Below are 16,823 nucleotides of genomic sequence, written 5' to 3'. Positions count from 1 at the left end.
CGCGGCGGAGGGGGAAGGGGTCGGCCATGGACTCCTCCGCCTCCTCGGCACCGATCTCGCTCGTCACCGGCGCCAACCGCGGCATCGGCCGCGAGACCGCCCGGCAGCTCGCCGAACTCGGCCACACCGTGCTGCTCTGCGCCCGCGACCCGCAGGCCGCCAAGAACGCCGCCGCCGACCTGACCCGCGGTTCCCGTCTGCGCGGCACTGTCCTGCCCCGCGCGCTCGACGTCACGGACGCCGCCGGCGTCCACGAGCTGGCCCGCTCCGTCGACGCCGAGTTCGGCCGCCTCGACGTCCTGGTCAACAACGCCGCGATCAACTACGACACCGGCCGCCGCGCCGTCTCCGTCGACCTCGACGAGGTCCGCCGCACCATGGAGACCAACCTGTACGGCGCCTGGGCGGTCGCCCAGGCGTTCATCCCCCTGCTCCGCCGGTCGGACCACCCCCGGATCGTCAACGTCTCCAGCGAGGGCGGCTCCCTCGCCTCCATGGGCGGCGGCACCCCCTCGTACAGCCTCAGCAAGGCCGCCCTCAACGCCCTCACCCGCACCCTCGCCGGCGAACTCCGCTCCGACGGCGTCCTGGTGAACGCCGTCTGCCCCGGCTGGGTCGCCACCGACATGGGCGGAGGCGGCGGCGCCCCCGTCTCCACCGGCGCCGCCAGCGTCCTGTGGGCCGTCACCGTCCCCGACTCCGGCCCCACCGGCGGCTTCTTCCGCCACGGCCGCCCGCTGGCCTGGTGACCCTCCCTCAGCGGAGCAGCCCGGCATGGTCGGCGGCCCAGGAGCGCAGTGAGCGGGCCGGTACGCCGGTGACGTCCTCGACGGTGCTGCCGGCCCGCTCCGGATCGGCGATCCGCGCGGCGAGGTGATCGAGCGCGCCGTCCACGATCGCGACGGCCGGCCACTGCCCAGCATCCGCCGGCGGGCGTCCTCCCGGGAGAGCTCCTCCCACCGGGCCGGCTGGCCCGTCGCCTCCCCGACGATCCGCACCTGCTCGGCCTGCGTCAGCGCGGCCGGGCCGGTCAGGACATACCGCGCGCCGTGGTGCCCGCCGTCGACCAGCGCCCGCACCGCCACCGCCGCGATGTCCCGCTCGTCCACCGGCGCCAGCCCGGCGCTCCCTGGACGGTCGAGACCCTCGCCGCCCGGGCCGGCCTCTCCCGCGCGGCCTTCGCCCGCCGCTTCACCACCCTGATCGGCCGGCCCCCGCTGGCCTACCTCACCTGGTGGCGGATGACCACCGCCGCCCGCCTCCTGCGCACCACCGACCAGCCCCTGCGCGCCGTCGCCGCCCACATCGGCTACGCCTCCGAGTACGTCTTCGCCCACGCCTTCAAACGCGACCACGGCCTGCCCCCGGGCCGCTACCGCCGCGAGGCATAGCCGGCCGTCCGACCGCGCCGCATTCCCGCCGCAAGTGATTTTCCGCGGCCGTCCACGGGGAGGGCTCCCGGCCGGACCGCATTCCTCCCATGGTCGGAAAACGAGAGGATCTCCGGCGCGAATTGCCCGGTCGACCGCGCGCGGGAGGGCCCGAGCCACACCGGCCGTCCGGCATCGTCCCAGGTCAGGGGTACTGTGATGAACCGGGTGCGGAGAATTCGCCCGTTTCGGTTCGACCCCTGGTACAGTCGGTGGTAGTTGCAGTTGTGGTTCCCATGAGCTTGAGCTTGGTGTGCGCCTGCTGGTTCCGACGCAGGCGCATTTTTTTGCCCGGACCGTTTGCCCGTGGGTTCCGAACCTCCCCATTCGAAGGATATTTTTTATGGCTAACGGCACCGTGAAGTGGTTCAACTCGGAGAAGGGCTTCGGCTTCATCGAGCAGGAGGGCGGCGGTCCCGACGTGTTCGCCCACTACTCGAACATCCAGGCCAACGGCTTCCGTGAGCTGCTCGAGGGCCAGAAGGTCGAGTTCGACGTCACGCAGGGCCAGAAGGGCCCGCAGGCGGAGAACATTCGCCCGCTGTAGTTCTTCCCGCTGTCAGGCACCCGCCGAGCAGCCCGGGCCCGCACCGTGCACCCGCACGGTGCGGGCCCTTCGGCTTTCTCCCGGGCCCGCTCCGGCACGGCACCCGAAACGCAGTCAGGGCCGGTGACTCTTGCGAGTCACCGGCCCTGAACTGGTCTTACGAAGTCGGGGTAGCGGGATTTGAACCCACGGCCTCTTCGTCCCGAAGTAGGCCCTCGGGTTCGGCCGACCTGGAAGCTAGCTCAAAGGTGCAGATCAGAGCGTTGGCGACCGTTGGTTGCGGTTGGTGTGGTGGGGCCGCGATTTCAAGATCGTCTCCAGGATTTCTCCAGGGTGGCACTGCGAGCATCTCCGGCCGGCGACAGCTCGGCGCGGCGGCCGTGACCGAAGGACGGCCACCCCGGCATATCGGTCGGTCAATCGCGCTCTCTCGGCGCCGTTCCCCGCTCGAGCCACTGATCCACAACCGAGATCGCTAGCGCCTCCTGGAGCCAGGGTGTGGTCTTCACGATCCCGACGAGCCGGGCTCGGGCCTCATCCGGGGGAAGAGTCTCGGAGACGATGTGGCTGCCGTCCCCCAGTTCCGTCCCGCTTGCACAGTCGATGTAGATCTCGACGTCGCCGCGACGAGACTGCGCCACGCCAACGAACGCAGAACCTCCGGATAGTGATGACTGACCGACTCGCACTTCTGACGCCCGCTGGCTCGGCGGCCCTGCCTTGCGGGATGAGTGGGAAGGGCGGGAAGAGGGCACGCCCGGTTGTGGCAGCGGAGCCCCCCAAGCACGATCGGTGAGCTCGCCCCATACGCCAGGGCCGACCGTCCGAGGATCTACCCCTTCAGCCGGCGCCTCGACCTTGTACGGGCCTTCAGGCCGTTCGGACCGGTCGTGCTCCTTGACCCAGAAGACGCGGCGCGCGAAGCGGGCGGGAGCGTCCCCCGAGGGCGCGTCGGCCTTCAGCACGGAGTAACCCACGCGCCGACCGGGACCGGTCCACCGCACTGGCCCGCGGCGAGTGCCGGCAAACAGCTCCAGGTACTCGCGGACGTAGTCGAAGCGACTGATGTCCTCATCCCAATGGATGCCGACTTCGTGCTGGATGACTTCTGGATCCCTACGCATGTGGTCACTCCCCAGACAGACGGTGGTTGCATCGCTTCCCACCGGTGGGGTCGAGGAACCCTGGGGGGCTGGCTGGCTGGCTGGCTCGGCTGAGGGCCCGTGGCGTTGCCGAACCGGTGACTGTCCGCCTTTCAGGCTGTGCGATGGGCGCTGGCCGGGACGAGGCATGGCCACTGCTCCACGGGGGTGTTCAGGTGGCCGTTGCTGTACGCCGCTGTTGGCATACGCGTTGGCATACAGGCCAGGGTCCGAGCAGAGCGGAGACAACCCTCCCGTACACGCTTTCGGTGTCTGGGATCCACTGTTTCAGGGACAGTTTGTGGATGTTCCAGCCCCAGGTGAGAGCGCGCGTCCTCCGGGTGCCGGTGGACCCGTCTAACTGTGGCGAATGAGGTCGCCGCGAGTGAGAAGACCCGCTCGCTGGGTCCTGCATCACATGCTGGCACGCGCGCGAGGTCCTTAGCTGTGCCGACGTTGTATCTCTCCTCAAATCAGCCTCGGCCGACCCGTTGCTAGTGTATTTTCATCAGCAATGATGGACGAGTGGGCTGAAGATGGGCGGTGAGGCTGGCGGGCCGTCCAATGCTCCAGGGGGAGTGACGAATTCCATGACGACAAGCACTACCGATGCATTGATTCAACATCGCCGAGAGATTGCTGATCTAAGGCAGCGGATCAGGAATCGACGCCTCCAAGTTTCGGGTCTCTATGTCACGCCCATTCTGCTTTTGGCGGTTGTTCTCACTTGGGTCGGCCTTAAGGTCTTCGTCTGGCTGAATGCAGACACTCCAACTGCGATCAACATGATTTTTTTCGGTGCGTCTATTGTCCTGGCTGCTGCTACCGCAGCGCAAGGGGTGGCCGAGTTTCACGAGGTCTATTCGATTTGGGATGACCATGGGACTTCGGTAAGAGAGCTGAAGCTTGATCTTGAGTTGGCCGAAGAGCGTCGAATCCTTGAAGCCAGGAGGCTTACTCCGTCTACGCTAGAACGCCAGGCGTCTTATAAAGAGCGCATTCCTGGAGAAGTTGGGCGGCTGCGTAAGGAATCTCGCTACTATCGGCGAGTGCATTTGCTGATGCAGTGGCTGACCTTTATTTGCTCGGCTGCCATTTCTGCTGTAACCGCCCTGTATGACCTTCCTCAGCCGGGAAAGGGTCTGCTGATTGCTTTGGCTTTCATTGTTACGGTTGTCACTGGCGCGGTCGGCTACTTTAAGCCGCGCGAGCGGGCGTTCAATCTCCAGCAAACGGCCGACAGTATTGAACAACATGTCACCGCGCTCGACTTGGGTATCGCACCCTACACGCATGACGACGGCGTCAACTTGGAGAGCTTCGCCACCACGGTGGAGGGGCTGCGCGCCGAGCAGCGAATGCGTGAGCAACAACTTGATCAGCCTCACCAGGGGCAGCAAGAGGTGATATGAAGCGGCTGGCTTTGCGGCCAGCCCTCAGAACACCCATCCACCCTTGCTTGCGAACAAGTCCGATCAAGGGAAACCAAGGTACCCCCATGGCCTCGCGGGCCGCGCTATGGGCCCTGCCCCGCCCCTGTCTGGCGCTAATGCAGAACGCCATATATAGCAAAGCAGTACCCGGCTGTACTGTCCTCGCGGCTACCAGATGGGCGCCCGTTGCAACTCCGGGATGCGCAATGGGATTGTTGCGGCATACAAGCGGGCCTTCATTGAGTCAAGATTTGTGAAGGTGATCTGCTGCAACTGAATCCCATGCTCTTTACGCAGGGTCTTGGCGAAACTCGTCCGCCAATCGTTCCAGACTCGCTTTTCGTCCTTCGTGAGCGTCTCCAATTGGATGATTACCAAGCGAACAGACCTTGGGCGCAATCGCTCGGGGTCCATCAGGATTCTGATCTGTTCGACCTTTTGCCACCAATCAGGTTCGTTCTTTCGCACCTGCTTTATGTGTGCGCCGATAGCTTTGGTCATGTTGGTCGTGATGGCGTCGTGCAGCGCAGGTCGCCGAATTCTGTGTGCGACATGCTCGGCAAAGTCGAGGGCGTCGGCCTCAACCGCGAAGCCAGGCTTCGGCGTTCCATCTATGAGCAATTGCTTACTCACGGGAAGGCTGATACGCAGATCGACGGCCCAATGGCCGGATTCGGGAGGGGCGGTCAAGTAGACATAGTGCTGGACCTGGTGGGTCTTGATTTCCATGAGCTTGTCCGCAGCAACGCCATTCAGTGCCACTACGGGGCTGACCTGAACAAAGGAATGCCTTGCTCCCGGCCCGACGCCAGCAATGTCACAGGTCTGACTGGTGATGATCACCCAAGGAAACGTCAGCTCTTCCGGCGCCGCGAACTCCCATGCGCTGGCTGCCCCAGAATCCTCAGTATGAAAATTCGTGATTGGGTCAGCTCCGGCAGGGGCGGCCCAGACCATCGACCCACCTGGAAGGAGGTCCCCCTGCTTCCAGGCGTCGAGCGCCTTTTCCTGCTCTTCGCTCCAGGATTTCGGGAGTACCCAGTCCAGGGATGCCGGTTCAGTGGAGCCCGACTGAGAAGAGTCTTCCGTCACCACTCTGCTCAGTCCTCCAATCGCTGATCCGGACTAGGGTACCTGCTGAGCGCGCCCGCCCGACGTACAACAACGCGCCCCTTCAGGGCCCTCGGTTCTGCTACGCGCGGGCCAGGATTCTCAACTCCAACGGCCTGCTCGCTCGCAAAGAACGGCAGCGAAGGACGTGTGAGCGACTCGCGTCGCACCCTCTCGGCCAGGGCATCAGCGATCAGCTGGTCGAAGTTTCCGGCTCGAAGCTGCTTCCGCCGCTCGGGCCCTGCCTTGAACCATTGCTTTAGACTCGCGCCGAGGATTTCCTCCAAATCCTCACAGGCTTGTATCAGGGCCACGGCGCGGCCCAAGCTTGAGAGGCGGGGGACGATACGCTCTCGACTCCGCCAGTGGTAAAAGGTCCTGGGGGCGATGTCGGCTGCCGCCAACACATCCCGTCGAGGGATTTCCAGCGACTGCTCCACGCGGCTCAACGCCTCGTCAATACCGATTTCATTCGTTGCATCAGCCGAAGCGGCAACAGTGGAGAACTCGGGGGCTGGCGTCTGTGGCTGGCTTGCGCTAATCCACGAAACGCTTCGATACATCGGGAAATCAGCCCCGACGCTCAAAAGCAGTGTACGGGGCAGCTGGCCACTCGCCACCCCTCTGCCAAGCAGGCTCTCTGGCAGTCCTGGCAATTGGCGCTTAACCAGGTCTCGGAGCGGACCACTAGGAATTCCTGGCAGGTACACGCGCGTGGCGTCGAAGTCAGGACGGTCCCAGTCGAAGCGGATTACCTCGTCTCCGGTTCCGCGGTCCGTCGAAGGCAGTACACCAAGCGATCCGGACATCAATTTCCCCCTAATCTTCTTCGGAAGCGGTGCGAGTGGCCTTCTCTTCCTTTTCTTTGGTATCGAAGACTGGCTTTAGCTCTTCGCGGAAATCATTTGAGGTGGCCTGCTGAAACATCGCCAGTGCAGTCCTATTCATGCGCTGCAACTGGGACAGGCACTCATCGACATCGAAAGTGCATGTCGACCCGTCGAATACATCCAAGTCAATGAGATAGCTGACCGAACGTGAGGCGCCATCGTTGAATGCTCCGTGCCTTATGACGGCCCCCTGGCCTCCACCAAAGGCCAATTCAAGTTGCTGATTTGCGGACGCAACAAGTTTGCCAAATATCGGATCCAAGATGGGGCCCATGAGAGCATCATTGATGCGCCCCTGCCAGGCTTGGGGGGTCGCAGCCTGCGGGTCAACCAAGCGGTTGATGTATCTCAGGCCAAGGCGGAACCGCAATTCCGGTGTGATCAGTTCTCCGAATCCCCTCAGCATGACGGCGAGCGCTGGGCGAAGGCTGCTGCTCCAGCGCTCATAGCGCGTCACCTGCACCACGATCGAATCCGGCATGACCGTCACGGTCATGGACTGATCATCAGAGAAGTACTGCCAGCCAGAGGCGCGCACCGTCACCTGAGGTGCCGGCGCGCCGACTCCCACCACCTGAACCATGAGCTCTTGTTGCCTTGCAGGCTGCATGGTGTTCAGCTTGAGACCTTGCTCCAGAGCCATCGCCTGCAACTTGGTTGCATGCTCTGTCGAGACCTCGTTTGCGGAACTGCTGAAACGAACCTCCGCGATCGCCACCTCCACCGGCGCGGCTGTGAAGGTCATGTTGTCTCCCCGGGGGAGACCGCCGAGCGGCAGATCTGAATCGGGAGTCTGGCCTGACTGCACCTTCTGCTCCTCCACACTGTCCGGCTGAAGTTGCACAAGAGTTGCACACTCCTCTGCCTGTGACGGTAGCACCATCGCGCAGGATGTCGAGCGGACATACAGGACACCTTGGCCACCAGCCCACCATCCCTGGTCACGTTCACGCTGCCCTCGCCATCCCGTCCGCCGCTGACCCACGCGTACGTGGACTGGCCTGCCTTCTGGGGTCCAAACGGAGCATGCGGCTGTACGAACGATCTTGACCCTAGAGGGCAGGTCTGCTCGGCTCTGCCTGAGTCGATGGAGGGCGGGACGGCAGTCCCCGCCTCAGTGCTCTACGGTCTGCACTTTCGGCACGACTCCCGATCATCCCGGTGCGGGCTGATCCTTACTGTCTGGACGGTCACGGACTCCTGCCCCTGTCTCCGCTTGCGATCGGCCCCGCCAGCGGCGCGGGGCGAAGACAGGAGCGTGCGCGAGCGGGGGCGGGCCGCGCCGCGTGAGCGGCGTGGTCCCTATGAGGTCGGCATCCCTAGCCGCGTCGCGTTCGCTGCGACCCGATGCCGCCGCGCATGGTCGCGGTCATCGTCGACGACGGCATCAGGGAGGTCATCGCCGAAGGCACGACCGACCACACCGGCTCCGGCGAGGTCGGCCTGCTGCGCGCTGGCGTGCTGTTCCTGGCGAGCCAGAACCACAGCCAGATACGCAGTAACACCCTCGGCCCGCAGGTGCTCCAGTAGGTGAACGGCACCCCGCAGCAGGCCAGCCAGCGCCCCACTTCGGAGACCCGCTATGCCGAAGCGCCCTGCACGATCCTGCTGGTGAAGCCTCTATCGACGAGTCGCTGGTAGGCGGCTGCGACATCATCCGGCACAGGGAGGCTGATCATGAAGCCTTGGCGCGGGTAGATCATTAGGCGTTGGAGGGCGCCGACCAACATGTCGATGACCAGGCGGGTGTCCCCAATCGACTCCGCATACTCCCGGAAGGTCATCGGGGTGGATGCGCTGACGAACTCCACCTCCGGCCACAACTTGCGCGCCGTGGCATAGACGCGCCGTTCTTCGTATGGCTTGCTGACCAGGAGCACCGACGAGACACTGACGCCGGCACATTCGAGAAGGGCTCGCGCGAAGCGGATGTTTTCCCCAGTGTTCCGGGCATTCGGTTCGACCAGGATCGCGGAGTCCGGTACGCCCAGCTCCAATGCCCGCTCGCGATAGTGCACCGCTTCGCCACGCGGCATGAGCCGCTCGGTCGTCCGGCTTGTGGCGCCAGTGAAGACGATCAGCGGCATCATCCCGAGTCGGTAGAGCTCAATGGTGGTGTCGGCCACGCCCAAATCGTGGCTTCCTAGCCCGATGGCGACGGAGCATGGCCGAAGCACATGGTGCATCTGGTGGTAGTTCCACAGAAGCTGAGCATCTGCGAGCGCCTGCGCCGAGGTCATGGCTTCAGCTTTTCATCCCGCGCCGAGTCCGGGACCTGGAAGTCGTAGCGCCACGCGAAGCGAGAGGCGGCATGAATGCCGATGGCAAACTCCACCACGGCGCCTTCGGCGGTGTAAGTCGTCCGGTGCATCTCGACCACGGGTTCACCGGCTGGAAGCTGGAGAAGCTTCGACTCTTCTGGCGTAGCCACCCGAGCAAACAGCTCCTCGGTCATGTGGTCGATCTCGTATCCAGCGTCGTACAGCACGCGGTAGCCGCCGCCGCGCCCGGCAGGACCAGGGGTTGGGTCCACTAGTCTCGTCCCTTCGACATGCTCGGGCCGGTAGTAGCTTGTCAGGGTATGTGTGGGCTGCTCGCCTTCCCTGACGAGCCGAGCCCGGGCGTAGACCGGTGCGCCTTCCGGCAAGCCGTGGGCCGCAGCGACGACGGCCGGCGCCTCTATGAGAGCGACGGTCTGGGTCTGGTCGCCCCGGCGGTATGCCCGGCCCGACGCGACGCGGTCGGCGATGAACGCCACCTCATCCCCATCCCGCCACTTCGCCTTGTCGTACCGCTCGATGCCAAGGCGCTTGAGTGGAGACTGCGGGCGAACACGTGTCCCGTGGCCCCGCGATGACGTGACCAGCCCCTCGGCCTCAAGAGCCTTGTAGGCGGCATGGACTGTGGCTTTCGAGCCCTCTCCCTCGTCCACGAGCACCCGGATGTGTGGCAGCTGCTGCCCCGGCGCGTACTCCCCGCTTCGGATTCTCTCGGCCAGCTTGTCGGCGAGCTCTCGCCACTTCGGTGCCATAGGACCCCTTCCACTGCAACAAGTGAAGCACAGTCCTAGGACTGTTGACAGCTCTGGGCTGAGTGGGGCATCGTCTTCCATGTCAGGCCGCAGTCCTAGGACTGCGGACGATGCGGCTTCCTTTGGGCTGCCCAGACCTGCACAACGCACCACTTGCGCACAACTCAAGAGAGTGATCCACCACCGCAGTCCTTCCGTGACCACGCCGGTCGGGGTGAGTGGAGACCAGTCGGCAGAGAAGGGGCGCACGCCCTGACACCTCGGTCGCCCTTCAGACGGCGGCCGTACATGGGACACGCAGCCGACTGAGAGGAGCTACTGGCCTCTCCAAAGAACGACGCGGCGGACATTCGCCGGCGACGACCTCCGGGAGGGATCTCCCCGGAGCGAGCCAGGACCGCGTCCAGCCGAGACCGAACCCCTGCTTCACCACTGATCTCACTCCCCGACACCCCACCGCATCTACCGGTCCGCGGGTGTCGGGCTCCGTGGCCGCTCGTGACGTGACGAGCGGCCTGGGCCCCACGAAACGGGCCGCCGCGCTCCCGGCCAAGGAACGCGCGGCGGCCCTCGGGCCCACCCCCTTCTAGGAAGAGGTAAACCCGTGAAGTCGATTGTTGCAGGCCAGAACGCCGCGAACCCGGATGAGTTCGCGGAGCTGGCGTTGGGCGTGGACTCCGAGCTGTTCGCCGGCATGCCCGGCGAGACCGCCGCCCAGTACCGCGTCCGGATGGACGCGGCGCGGGACGTGCTCGCGGACCTGCGCCGGGAGGACCCGGAGCTGGCCGCCTACGCCCAGCGGCTGATGGACCACGCCCCGCGGCCGCTGACCACCGCCCGCCGCACCACCGCCCGCCGCACGGCGCTGGAGGTGGCGGCATGAACCGACGGGCGAAGTACTCGATGGTCGCCGCGCTGCTGGTGGTCGTCGCCATGGCGTTCCGAGTGTCCTGGAACGCATTGAAGGACGTGGCCCACGCGGTCGGCGCAGACGGGCTCGCCGCCGACCTCTACCCGTTGGTGGTGGACGGGCTGATGGCGCTGGCGCTGATCGCGGCGCTGGTGCTGACCGGTCGGGACCGTCGGTTCGCGCTGTGGGTGCTGGGCGGCTACACCCTCGCCTCGCTGGTGCTCAACTACGTGCACGGTCTGGTGCCCGGACTGCACACCGGCGATCGGGTCCGACTGGCCGTCTGGCCGCCCGCGCACTACGCGCTGGTCCTGCTCGCGTCGTGCCTTCCGGTCGGCTCCATCTTCTTCGGATCCGACCTCGTGGCGAAGGTCCTCCACCACAAGCCCGAACCTGTACAAACCTCCCAGACAACTGCAAACCGGTCGGGGTCTGACCTGCCCGGATCGGCCGATCAGGACGGGTTCGAGTCGGTGTACGAGTCGGCCGATCTCGTGCTGGTCGCGGAGCCGATTCCGGTAGCCGCCGAGACCGTACCGGTTCGGCCGGTGCGGGCTGTGGCTGCGGCCGGGAGTCGGCCGCGTCGGGCGACCGGCGCGGTACCGAAGTCGGCCCGCACGAAGGTGCCCGCCCGCACCGAGGACGAGCTGGTGGAGCAGGCCCGATCGGCTGCGGCCCGCTGGTCCGATGAGGAGCTGACCGCCGATCGGATCCGCACCACGCTCCGCACGTCCCCGGCCAGGGCCCGGATGCTGCGCGAGACGCTCAAGGCCGAGCGCGCCGCCGACGGCCGGCACCTGACGGGCCCGCTCGCGCCGTCCGTCCTCGACCAGTACCAGGACGCCCGCGACGGGGCCGACAGCGCCGTCACCACGGCCATCACCCGGTTCGCCGTCGACTACGACGCGGCCAACCCCGGTGAGCCGTCCGCGATGGACCAGCTCCGCGCCCTGCCCGAGCCCAGCCGCGACCAGCGGGACGACCGCGATGCAGCCGACAGCGAGGAGAAGGCATCGTGAGTACCGCCGCCGAGCAGGTGAACCCCGCCGGCGCCCTGCTGGCCATGGTCACCGCGTTCTCCCACCTGCCCGCCCCCGAGCTCCACATCGAGCGACTGCCCCCGGCCGAGGGCGGCGGCGAGTTCGTGTGGGGCATCAACGTGTCGCTGCACGACAGCCTGAGTCACTTCGAGCAGTGGCGCGCGGCCCTGGGCCTCGACCCCGCCGCCGTCGAAGCCCACCTGGACGGCGCCACGAACTGGCTGAACGTCTTCGGCACCTGGGGCGGCATCCGCGTGCGCCTCACCGGCTTCTTCACCTTCCACGACCCCGCTCCCGACCGGTGAGCCGCCCGCGCTTCTGGGATCCGGCCGGGGAGCGGTTCGGGATCCCCACGTTCCCGTGGCGGATGGCCCCGGACGGCTACCTGACCCGCCGACAGCTTCGCGCCCGGGGACTGCGGCCGAACGGACAGCCCGTCACCGCCCAGGTCCTGTGGCGCTCCCGCAAGTCGAAGGACGTGCGGGCTGCGTACCTGTACCGGCCCGAACTCGCCGCCCCCGTCCGCCCGATGACCCCGGCCCGCGTCGTAGCGCTGGCCGCCGCGAACCGGGCCCGCCGGACCTGCCCGGCCTGCAGCCGGGACGCGGGCTACGTCCTCCCCGCTCACCTGGGCTGCTGCCTGCACTGCCACTACGGCGATCCGCTCGCCGCCTGACCCGCGAGAACTGGGGGAACCAACTCATGTCCCAGACCTACGCCGAACAGCCCACCACACGGCCCACCCCCGCACCCGCCGAGACCCGACCGGTGGCCGCCCCGCAGCCCGAGCAGGGCCGGGGGAAGGGCGCTTCTCCGGTCCCGCACACCCGGGGTGGCCTGCCGGCCGTCCCGCTCACCGTGACCACCGTCAACACGATGGTCGGGCTTGCGTCGGCCGCCGTGCTGACGTCCGGTCCGATCGCCGCGGCCGCCGCGACGCTCGGCACGGTGGCGACCAGCGCGATCGCCACCCGCACCGCCCGCCGCACCACCGCCAAGGCCGCCCAGCGCGCCGCCAGCGCCACCCGGGGCAACGCCGGTCAGCGCGCCGGCCACCTGTCGCTGGTCAAGTCGCCTGCCGGCGGCCGCGGTTCCAGCTCGGGGGCCGTGCCTCGCCAGGGCCGGTCCGCCCCCGGCCCGGCCGGGTCCGGCACCCGATCCGGCTCGGTCGTCTCGCCGTCGAAGCTGTCGGCGGCGGGTCGCCGCGGTTCGGCGGTCGGCACGTCGGGGTCGGTGCTGAAGTCGTCGCCGGTCGTGGGCCGTCTGGCCGCGCGGGCCGGTGAGGTGAAGGCGATCCGCAGCGCGGACCGGGAGGCGACGCCGTCGCGGGCCGAGCACCGCACCGGCCAGACCACGGCCCGCCGGCAGGTCGCCGACGCCCGCCGCGCCGCCAAGACCGCCGAAAAGGACACCCGCACCAACCAGCGCGGCCGGATCGGGAGGACGCTGGCCAAGCCCGGCCAGGCAGCCCGGCAGTCGCTCGACAAGGCCCGCGCCAAGAACCGCACCGCCGCCGACGAGCGGACCGGTCGGAAGGTGGCAGACGCCCGCCGGGAGGCCCGCAAGGCCCCGCTCCGCCGGGACGCTTCCGCGAAGCTCCGCAAGTCCGCTGCTCGGTTCCACGGCCGCCGGGTGCTGGCCGCGCTGCTGGCGCTGCCGGTCGGCCTGGTCGGGATGCTGACCACCCCGCTCGGCCGCCGGCTCGGCGCCGGCTGGCTGATGTACCCCGGCCGGCGCCTGTACCGGCACCTGACCGGGCAGGCCGCCGACGCCCGCACCACGCGGGACGCCGAGATCCGCGCCGACCTCGCCGACGCCGAGCAGGCCGTCGACGACGCCCTCAACAACCCCGAGGACGCGCCCAAGCCCGTCGGCGAGACGGTGCCGCGCGCTCCGAAGTCCCACCACGCCCAGCCCGAACTGACCGCCCTGGGAGGCGACGTGCCCAACACCGCCGAGTCCGGCTTCAGCTTCTCCGACACCGCGTCCGAGATGTACAGCGCCGCGATGAACTACGACCCCGACGGCATGATGCAGGTCCTCGCCGCGATCGAGTCCATGCCCGAGGGGCTGGAGTCCATCGCCAACACCTTCCGCGTCCTCGCCGAGCGCTCCGACAGCGAGTTCCCCCTCGACAAGAATGTCGGCGAGGCCCTGAACGAGGTCTACACCCTCCTCATGCAGGCCATGTCCGCCGCCGAGGAGGTCGGCAAGGCCTTCCGCGGCGCCCACGAGAGCGACATCGCCCGCCACGAGGACCCCCGCACCGGCGAGGAGAAGTGGGACATCGGCAACAACCAGTAGCCCAGCCGGGGCCAGAGAAACACAGTTCAGGGCCGTCCCGCCGTCCGGCGGGGCGGCCCGCCCCATCCCCGCACCACGCACCGCCCTCCCAACAGTCCTGCTGCCGCCTGGAGCTGCCGTGAATCAGCCCGAGCACACCCTGAACCTGACCAACGTCCCCCAGCCCAAGACCCGCAAGCCCCGCACCAAAACCGCCAAGACGTCGCTGCTGCCGCCGCTGGACTGGGCCGCCACCCACGGCCCCGTGTCCGGCGCCGTGTCGGCGGCGACCGGCGCCGGCGCGCTGGCCCTGCTCGGCGCCGCCACCCACATGCCCCCCGGCATCCCGCTCTACGTCGGTGTCGCCGGGGCCGTGGGGCACGGCATCGGCGTGAGCGTCCGGCGTCGCCTGACCGGCCGCACCATGGCCGGGCGGGCCGCGTCGTGGCTGCTCGCCGGCGGCTGGACCACCTGGGCCATCTCCACCGGCCCCCTCTCCTGGGCCGCCGCCGGCACGCTCGCCGCGCTCGGCGTCGGCATCGGCGCCATGGCCTCCAACGCCGCGATCCGCGAGGAGGCCGTGGAACTGGAGCGCATGAGCACCGAGGCACGTAGCGCCGCCGCGAAGATGAACGGCGAGCGCGAGGCCATCGCCCGGGAGTGGGCGGATCGGATCCACCGCGTCACCGGGATCCAGGTGGCGGTGTTCGCGGTCGAGTTCTGGAAGACCGGCGCCGGGTTCTCCCTCGCCGCCGAACTTCCCGGTGGCGCCGCGACCTGGGACCGGATCGCCTCACAGGCCCGCGCGCTCGCCACCGACGCTCGGCTGCCGCTGGGCTGCACGGTGTGGGTGGAAGAGGGCGACCGTCAGGGCCGCGTGGTCCTCGACATCGCGACCGTCAACGTGATGGCCCAGGACTTCCCCTATCAGGACGACTTCTCGGCGCTGTCGATCCTCACCGGCATCCCGTGGGGCCTGCTGCCGAACTCCGACGCCGCCGTGGTGCTGCTGCGGGAGGCGTGCGCGCTGATCCTGGGCCCGCCCGGATCCGGCAAGTCCACGTTCATCGACGTCGTCCTCGCCGGGTTCGCCCGTTGCACCGACGTGCTGACCTTCGTCATCGACCTGAAGGCCGGCGCCGCCGGCATCCCCTGGGTCCGCCCCTGGCTGGAGGCCCGCGGGCTGAAGGCACCCAAGACCGGCGCCGTTCCGGTGCCGGAGGACACCGCACCGGGCGTCGACTGGCTCGCCTCCACCCCGGGCGAGGCGCTGCGGCTGATGGAGGCCGTGCTGCGGATCAACGCCGCCCGCCAGCAGGGCTATCAGGACCTGCTCGACGCCAGGGACACGACGTTGCTGCCGGTGTCGGCGGAGATTCCGCAGGTCGAGGTGGTCGTGGACGAGGGCGCGGAGCTGCTGTCCGCCGCGTCGTTTGGCGACCCGACGATGAAGGCCCTGCAGGAGGCCGTGAAGAAGGCCATGCGCACCACCCGCGCGATGGGTATCCGCTTCGTCCTCACCGCGGTGGACGGGAACGTGTCCGCGCTCGGCGACACCAGCGTGCGCAAGTTCTCGCCGGTCGGTGTCGCGCTGACTTCCGGGGAGTCGTCCGGGAACAACCTGCACAAGCTGTTCCCGAGCGCGAAGGTCGACACCCGGCAGCTCAAGGCGAAGGGCTGCGGCGTCATCGGCGCCGCCGGAGCGGACGGCTTCGCCCCCACCGGCTTCAAGGGCTGGAAGACGTCGCCGAGCATGGTCCGTCAGGTCGTCCTCGCCACCAACGCCCGCCGCCCCCGACTCGACCCCATCTCCGCAGCCGCGGCCGGCGACGACTACGCCCGCCGCTGGGACGTGGACCGCGCCGGATGGCTCTGGGAAGGCACCAGCACCGCAACCCCGGCCAGCCCGGCGCCCGCGACGGCGTCCGGGGGCGGGCTGAACCTGTCCTCGCTCCGCGACCGACCCGCCGCGGCGGGGAGCACGGGGGGCGGGGACGGTCTGGCGGAGGTCATCGCGTTCCCGAACGCCCGGCCGCAGGGCCTGAACCTGACCTCCCTGCGCCAGGACCCGCCGGCGCCCGCACCGCAGCCGCCGTCCGCCCCGGCAGGGCCGCCGTGGCTGGCGGAGGCGATCGACGCGATCGAGTCCGCCGGCCACATGGGCCTGAAGGTCGCCGCCGTCGCCGACATGGTCTCCCGAAGCCGCCAGACCGTCCGGACCGCACTCCAGGAAGCCGCCGACCGAGGCGAACTGGTCTACCGCGAGAACGGCCCGCAGTCCGTATTCCTCCACCCCGACCACGCCTGACCTCCCGTCACTCTCAGCTACTGGGTACTGGCTACTGGCACCGCGCCAGTAGCCAGTAGATCGATCCCTGGGGGCCCGAAACGGGGTTTCATCCTGCGGATTACCCACTAGCCAGTAGCCAGTAGCCACCCCAGTACGGCCACGCACAGCAACCAGCGAGGTCCCGCCCGAACCACCCCGGGCGGGGCCTCGCATCGCCCCGGAAGGGAGCCCTGCCGTGTCCCACAGCGCCATCCGCCCGCTCGCCGCCACCCACTTCCGCGAGGCCCTCGCGGCCACCGCCAACGGCGAACCCGCCCAAGCGCTCGCCGCGCTCATGCACATCGACCCCGAGTCCTGGGCCGGGATCCAGCACCGCCTGGCCGCGCTCGGCACCGACCTGCTCGACGTCCTCGCCCACACCGCAGCAACGGGAGGCACCAAGTGAGCACCACCAGCGACCTCATCACCGCCGCCGTCCTCTTCGGCCCCGGCGCCCTGCTCTCCATCCCCGTCATCACCTCCCAGCGCGACGCCAAGGCCGACTCCGCCCGCGTCCAGGCCGTCCTCGCCCACTCCGCCTACGAGCGCGCCGTCCTCGCCGAGACCGAGCAGGACGCCCCCGCCCCGCCCGACGGCGGCCAGCCCACCCCCACCCCCACGCAGGCCCCGCGCCTCGCCGCCGTCATCGACCTCGACACCCGCCGCGCCGCCTGAGGG

At 68.3% G+C, this 16,823-nt stretch carries 18 protein-coding genes and 1 pseudogene; 13 read left to right on the top strand and 6 right to left on the bottom strand.

From position 1 onward, the window contains the following. The first annotated feature begins 26 nt into the window (after positions 1-26). A complete protein-coding gene (locus ACGFX4_RS27165) occupies positions 27-749 on the top strand; it encodes an SDR family NAD(P)-dependent oxidoreductase (protein WP_393079473.1) in 723 nt (240 codons plus the stop codon). A gap of 7 nt (positions 750-756) precedes the next feature. Here ACGFX4_RS27165 and ACGFX4_RS27160 read toward each other — a convergent pair whose 3' ends face one another. Further along, positions 757-894 carry a hypothetical protein gene (locus ACGFX4_RS27160; RefSeq protein ID WP_393079470.1) on the bottom strand — a complete coding sequence of 46 codons (138 nt, stop codon included), beginning with the start codon at positions 892-894 and terminating at the stop codon, positions 757-759. Between the two features lie 221 nt (positions 895-1,115). Between ACGFX4_RS27160 and ACGFX4_RS27155 the strand changes: the two are divergent. Further along, positions 1,116-1,391, top strand: a pseudogene (locus tag ACGFX4_RS27155) (helix-turn-helix transcriptional regulator); the annotation flags it as partial. Positions 1,392-1,773: 382 nt separating this feature from the next. Continuing rightward, positions 1,774-1,977, top strand: a complete 204-nt coding sequence (locus ACGFX4_RS27150) for a cold-shock protein (RefSeq protein WP_345697933.1) — start codon at positions 1,774-1,776, stop codon at positions 1,975-1,977. 416 nt (positions 1,978-2,393) lie between these two features. On the opposite strand, the gene ACGFX4_RS27145 is transcribed toward ACGFX4_RS27150, so the two are convergent. Continuing rightward, complete coding sequence (locus tag ACGFX4_RS27145; protein ID WP_393079467.1) at positions 2,394-3,101, bottom strand: DUF6009 family protein; 708 nt, start codon at positions 3,099-3,101, stop codon at positions 2,394-2,396. Between the two features lie 608 nt (positions 3,102-3,709). Between ACGFX4_RS27145 and ACGFX4_RS27140 the strand changes: the two genes are divergently transcribed. Next, positions 3,710-4,531, top strand: coding sequence for an SLATT domain-containing protein (locus tag ACGFX4_RS27140; protein ID WP_393079464.1), 822 nt, complete (start codon positions 3,710-3,712; stop codon positions 4,529-4,531). A 189-nt stretch (positions 4,532-4,720) separates the two neighbouring features. Here ACGFX4_RS27140 and ACGFX4_RS27135 read toward each other — a convergent pair whose 3' ends face one another. Together ACGFX4_RS27135 and ACGFX4_RS27130 are read right to left on the bottom strand one after the other, a co-directional pair. Next, entirely contained in the window at positions 4,721-5,647 is a 927-nt protein-coding gene (locus ACGFX4_RS27135) for a hypothetical protein (RefSeq protein WP_393079461.1), read from the bottom strand. 834 nt (positions 5,648-6,481) lie between these two features. Then, on the bottom strand, positions 6,482-7,297 hold the full coding sequence (locus ACGFX4_RS27130; protein ID WP_393079459.1) for a TIGR04255 family protein: 816 nt from the start codon (positions 7,295-7,297) through the stop codon (positions 6,482-6,484). Positions 7,298-7,911: 614 nt separating this feature from the next. Between ACGFX4_RS27130 and ACGFX4_RS27125 the strand changes: the two genes are divergently transcribed. Next, on the top strand, positions 7,912-8,082 hold the full coding sequence (locus tag ACGFX4_RS27125) for a hypothetical protein (protein WP_393079456.1): 171 nt from the start codon (positions 7,912-7,914) through the stop codon (positions 8,080-8,082). A 50-nt stretch (positions 8,083-8,132) separates the two neighbouring features. Here ACGFX4_RS27125 and ACGFX4_RS27120 read toward each other — a convergent pair whose 3' ends face one another. Beyond that, positions 8,133-8,792: a YdcF family protein gene (locus ACGFX4_RS27120; RefSeq protein ID WP_393079453.1), complete on the bottom strand. Its 660-nt coding sequence runs from the start codon at positions 8,790-8,792 to the stop codon at positions 8,133-8,135. Further along, positions 8,789-9,583 (bottom strand): GntR family transcriptional regulator, encoded by a 795-nt coding sequence (locus tag ACGFX4_RS27115; RefSeq protein WP_393079451.1) that lies wholly within the window; start codon positions 9,581-9,583, stop codon positions 8,789-8,791. Before ACGFX4_RS27115 ends, ACGFX4_RS27120 begins: the two co-directional genes overlap by 4 nt. A gap of 604 nt (positions 9,584-10,187) precedes the next feature. On the opposite strand from ACGFX4_RS27115, the gene ACGFX4_RS27110 reads away from it, so the two are divergent. From ACGFX4_RS27110 to ACGFX4_RS27075, 8 genes are all read left to right on the top strand, one after another. Further along, positions 10,188-10,466: a hypothetical protein gene (locus ACGFX4_RS27110; protein ID WP_393079448.1), complete on the top strand. Its 279-nt coding sequence runs from the start codon at positions 10,188-10,190 to the stop codon at positions 10,464-10,466. Continuing rightward, complete coding sequence (locus ACGFX4_RS27105; protein WP_393079445.1) at positions 10,463-11,512, top strand: DUF2637 domain-containing protein; 1,050 nt, start codon at positions 10,463-10,465, stop codon at positions 11,510-11,512. Before ACGFX4_RS27110 ends, ACGFX4_RS27105 begins: the two co-directional genes overlap by 4 nt. Then, complete coding sequence (locus ACGFX4_RS27100) at positions 11,509-11,838, top strand: hypothetical protein (protein ID WP_393079443.1); 330 nt, start codon at positions 11,509-11,511, stop codon at positions 11,836-11,838. The genes ACGFX4_RS27105 and ACGFX4_RS27100 overlap by 4 nt, the downstream gene beginning before the upstream one ends. After that, positions 11,835-12,209 (top strand): RRQRL motif-containing zinc-binding protein, encoded by a 375-nt coding sequence (locus ACGFX4_RS27095; RefSeq protein WP_393079441.1) that lies wholly within the window; start codon positions 11,835-11,837, stop codon positions 12,207-12,209. Before ACGFX4_RS27100 ends, ACGFX4_RS27095 begins: the two co-directional genes overlap by 4 nt. A 26-nt stretch (positions 12,210-12,235) precedes the next feature. Continuing rightward, the gene (locus tag ACGFX4_RS27090; RefSeq protein ID WP_393079440.1) at positions 12,236-13,837 is read left to right on the top strand and encodes a hypothetical protein; all 1,602 of its coding nucleotides are present in this window, start codon (positions 12,236-12,238) and stop codon (positions 13,835-13,837) included. A 118-nt stretch (positions 13,838-13,955) separates the two neighbouring features. After that, the gene (locus tag ACGFX4_RS27085) at positions 13,956-16,124 is read left to right on the top strand and encodes a hypothetical protein (protein WP_393079437.1); all 2,169 of its coding nucleotides are present in this window, start codon (positions 13,956-13,958) and stop codon (positions 16,122-16,124) included. 217 nt (positions 16,125-16,341) lie between these two features. Continuing rightward, complete coding sequence (locus tag ACGFX4_RS27080) at positions 16,342-16,551, top strand: hypothetical protein (protein WP_393079435.1); 210 nt, start codon at positions 16,342-16,344, stop codon at positions 16,549-16,551. After that, on the top strand, positions 16,548-16,820 hold the full coding sequence (locus tag ACGFX4_RS27075) for a hypothetical protein (RefSeq protein ID WP_393079433.1): 273 nt from the start codon (positions 16,548-16,550) through the stop codon (positions 16,818-16,820). Before ACGFX4_RS27080 ends, ACGFX4_RS27075 begins: the two co-directional genes overlap by 4 nt. The last annotated feature ends 3 nt before the right edge of the window (positions 16,821-16,823 follow it).

Origin of the sequence: Kitasatospora sp. NPDC048365, from assembly GCF_043200835.1 — a bacterium.
Classification (GTDB): Bacteria; Actinomycetota; Actinomycetes; order Streptomycetales; family Streptomycetaceae; genus Kitasatospora; species Kitasatospora terrestris.
Note: the sequence above shows the minus strand (reverse complement) of the source record. Positions and strands in the feature narration are given on the sequence as shown.

What these genes read in the sequence shown, in the direction of transcription:
- ACGFX4_RS27165 (WP_393079473.1), top strand. Translation starts at nt 27, where the DNA reads ATGGACTCCTCCGCCTCCTCGGCACCGATCTCGCTCGTCACCGGCGCC.
- ACGFX4_RS27150 (WP_345697933.1), top strand. Translation starts at nt 1,774, where the DNA reads ATGGCTAACGGCACCGTGAAGTGGTTCAACTCGGAGAAGGGCTTCGGC.
- ACGFX4_RS27145 (WP_393079467.1), bottom strand. Translation starts at nt 3,101, where the DNA reads ATGCGTAGGGATCCAGAAGTCATCCAGCACGAAGTCGGCATCCATTGG.
- ACGFX4_RS27140 (WP_393079464.1), top strand. Translation starts at nt 3,710, where the DNA reads ATGACGACAAGCACTACCGATGCATTGATTCAACATCGCCGAGAGATT.
- ACGFX4_RS27130 (WP_393079459.1), bottom strand. Translation starts at nt 7,297, where the DNA reads ATGACCTTCACAGCCGCGCCGGTGGAGGTGGCGATCGCGGAGGTTCGT.
- ACGFX4_RS27125 (WP_393079456.1), top strand. Translation starts at nt 7,912, where the DNA reads ATGGTCGCGGTCATCGTCGACGACGGCATCAGGGAGGTCATCGCCGAA.
- ACGFX4_RS27120 (WP_393079453.1), bottom strand. Translation starts at nt 8,792, where the DNA reads ATGACCTCGGCGCAGGCGCTCGCAGATGCTCAGCTTCTGTGGAACTAC.
- ACGFX4_RS27115 (WP_393079451.1), bottom strand. Translation starts at nt 9,583, where the DNA reads ATGGCACCGAAGTGGCGAGAGCTCGCCGACAAGCTGGCCGAGAGAATC.
- ACGFX4_RS27105 (WP_393079445.1), top strand. Translation starts at nt 10,463, where the DNA reads ATGAACCGACGGGCGAAGTACTCGATGGTCGCCGCGCTGCTGGTGGTC.
- ACGFX4_RS27090 (WP_393079440.1), top strand. Translation starts at nt 12,236, where the DNA reads ATGTCCCAGACCTACGCCGAACAGCCCACCACACGGCCCACCCCCGCA.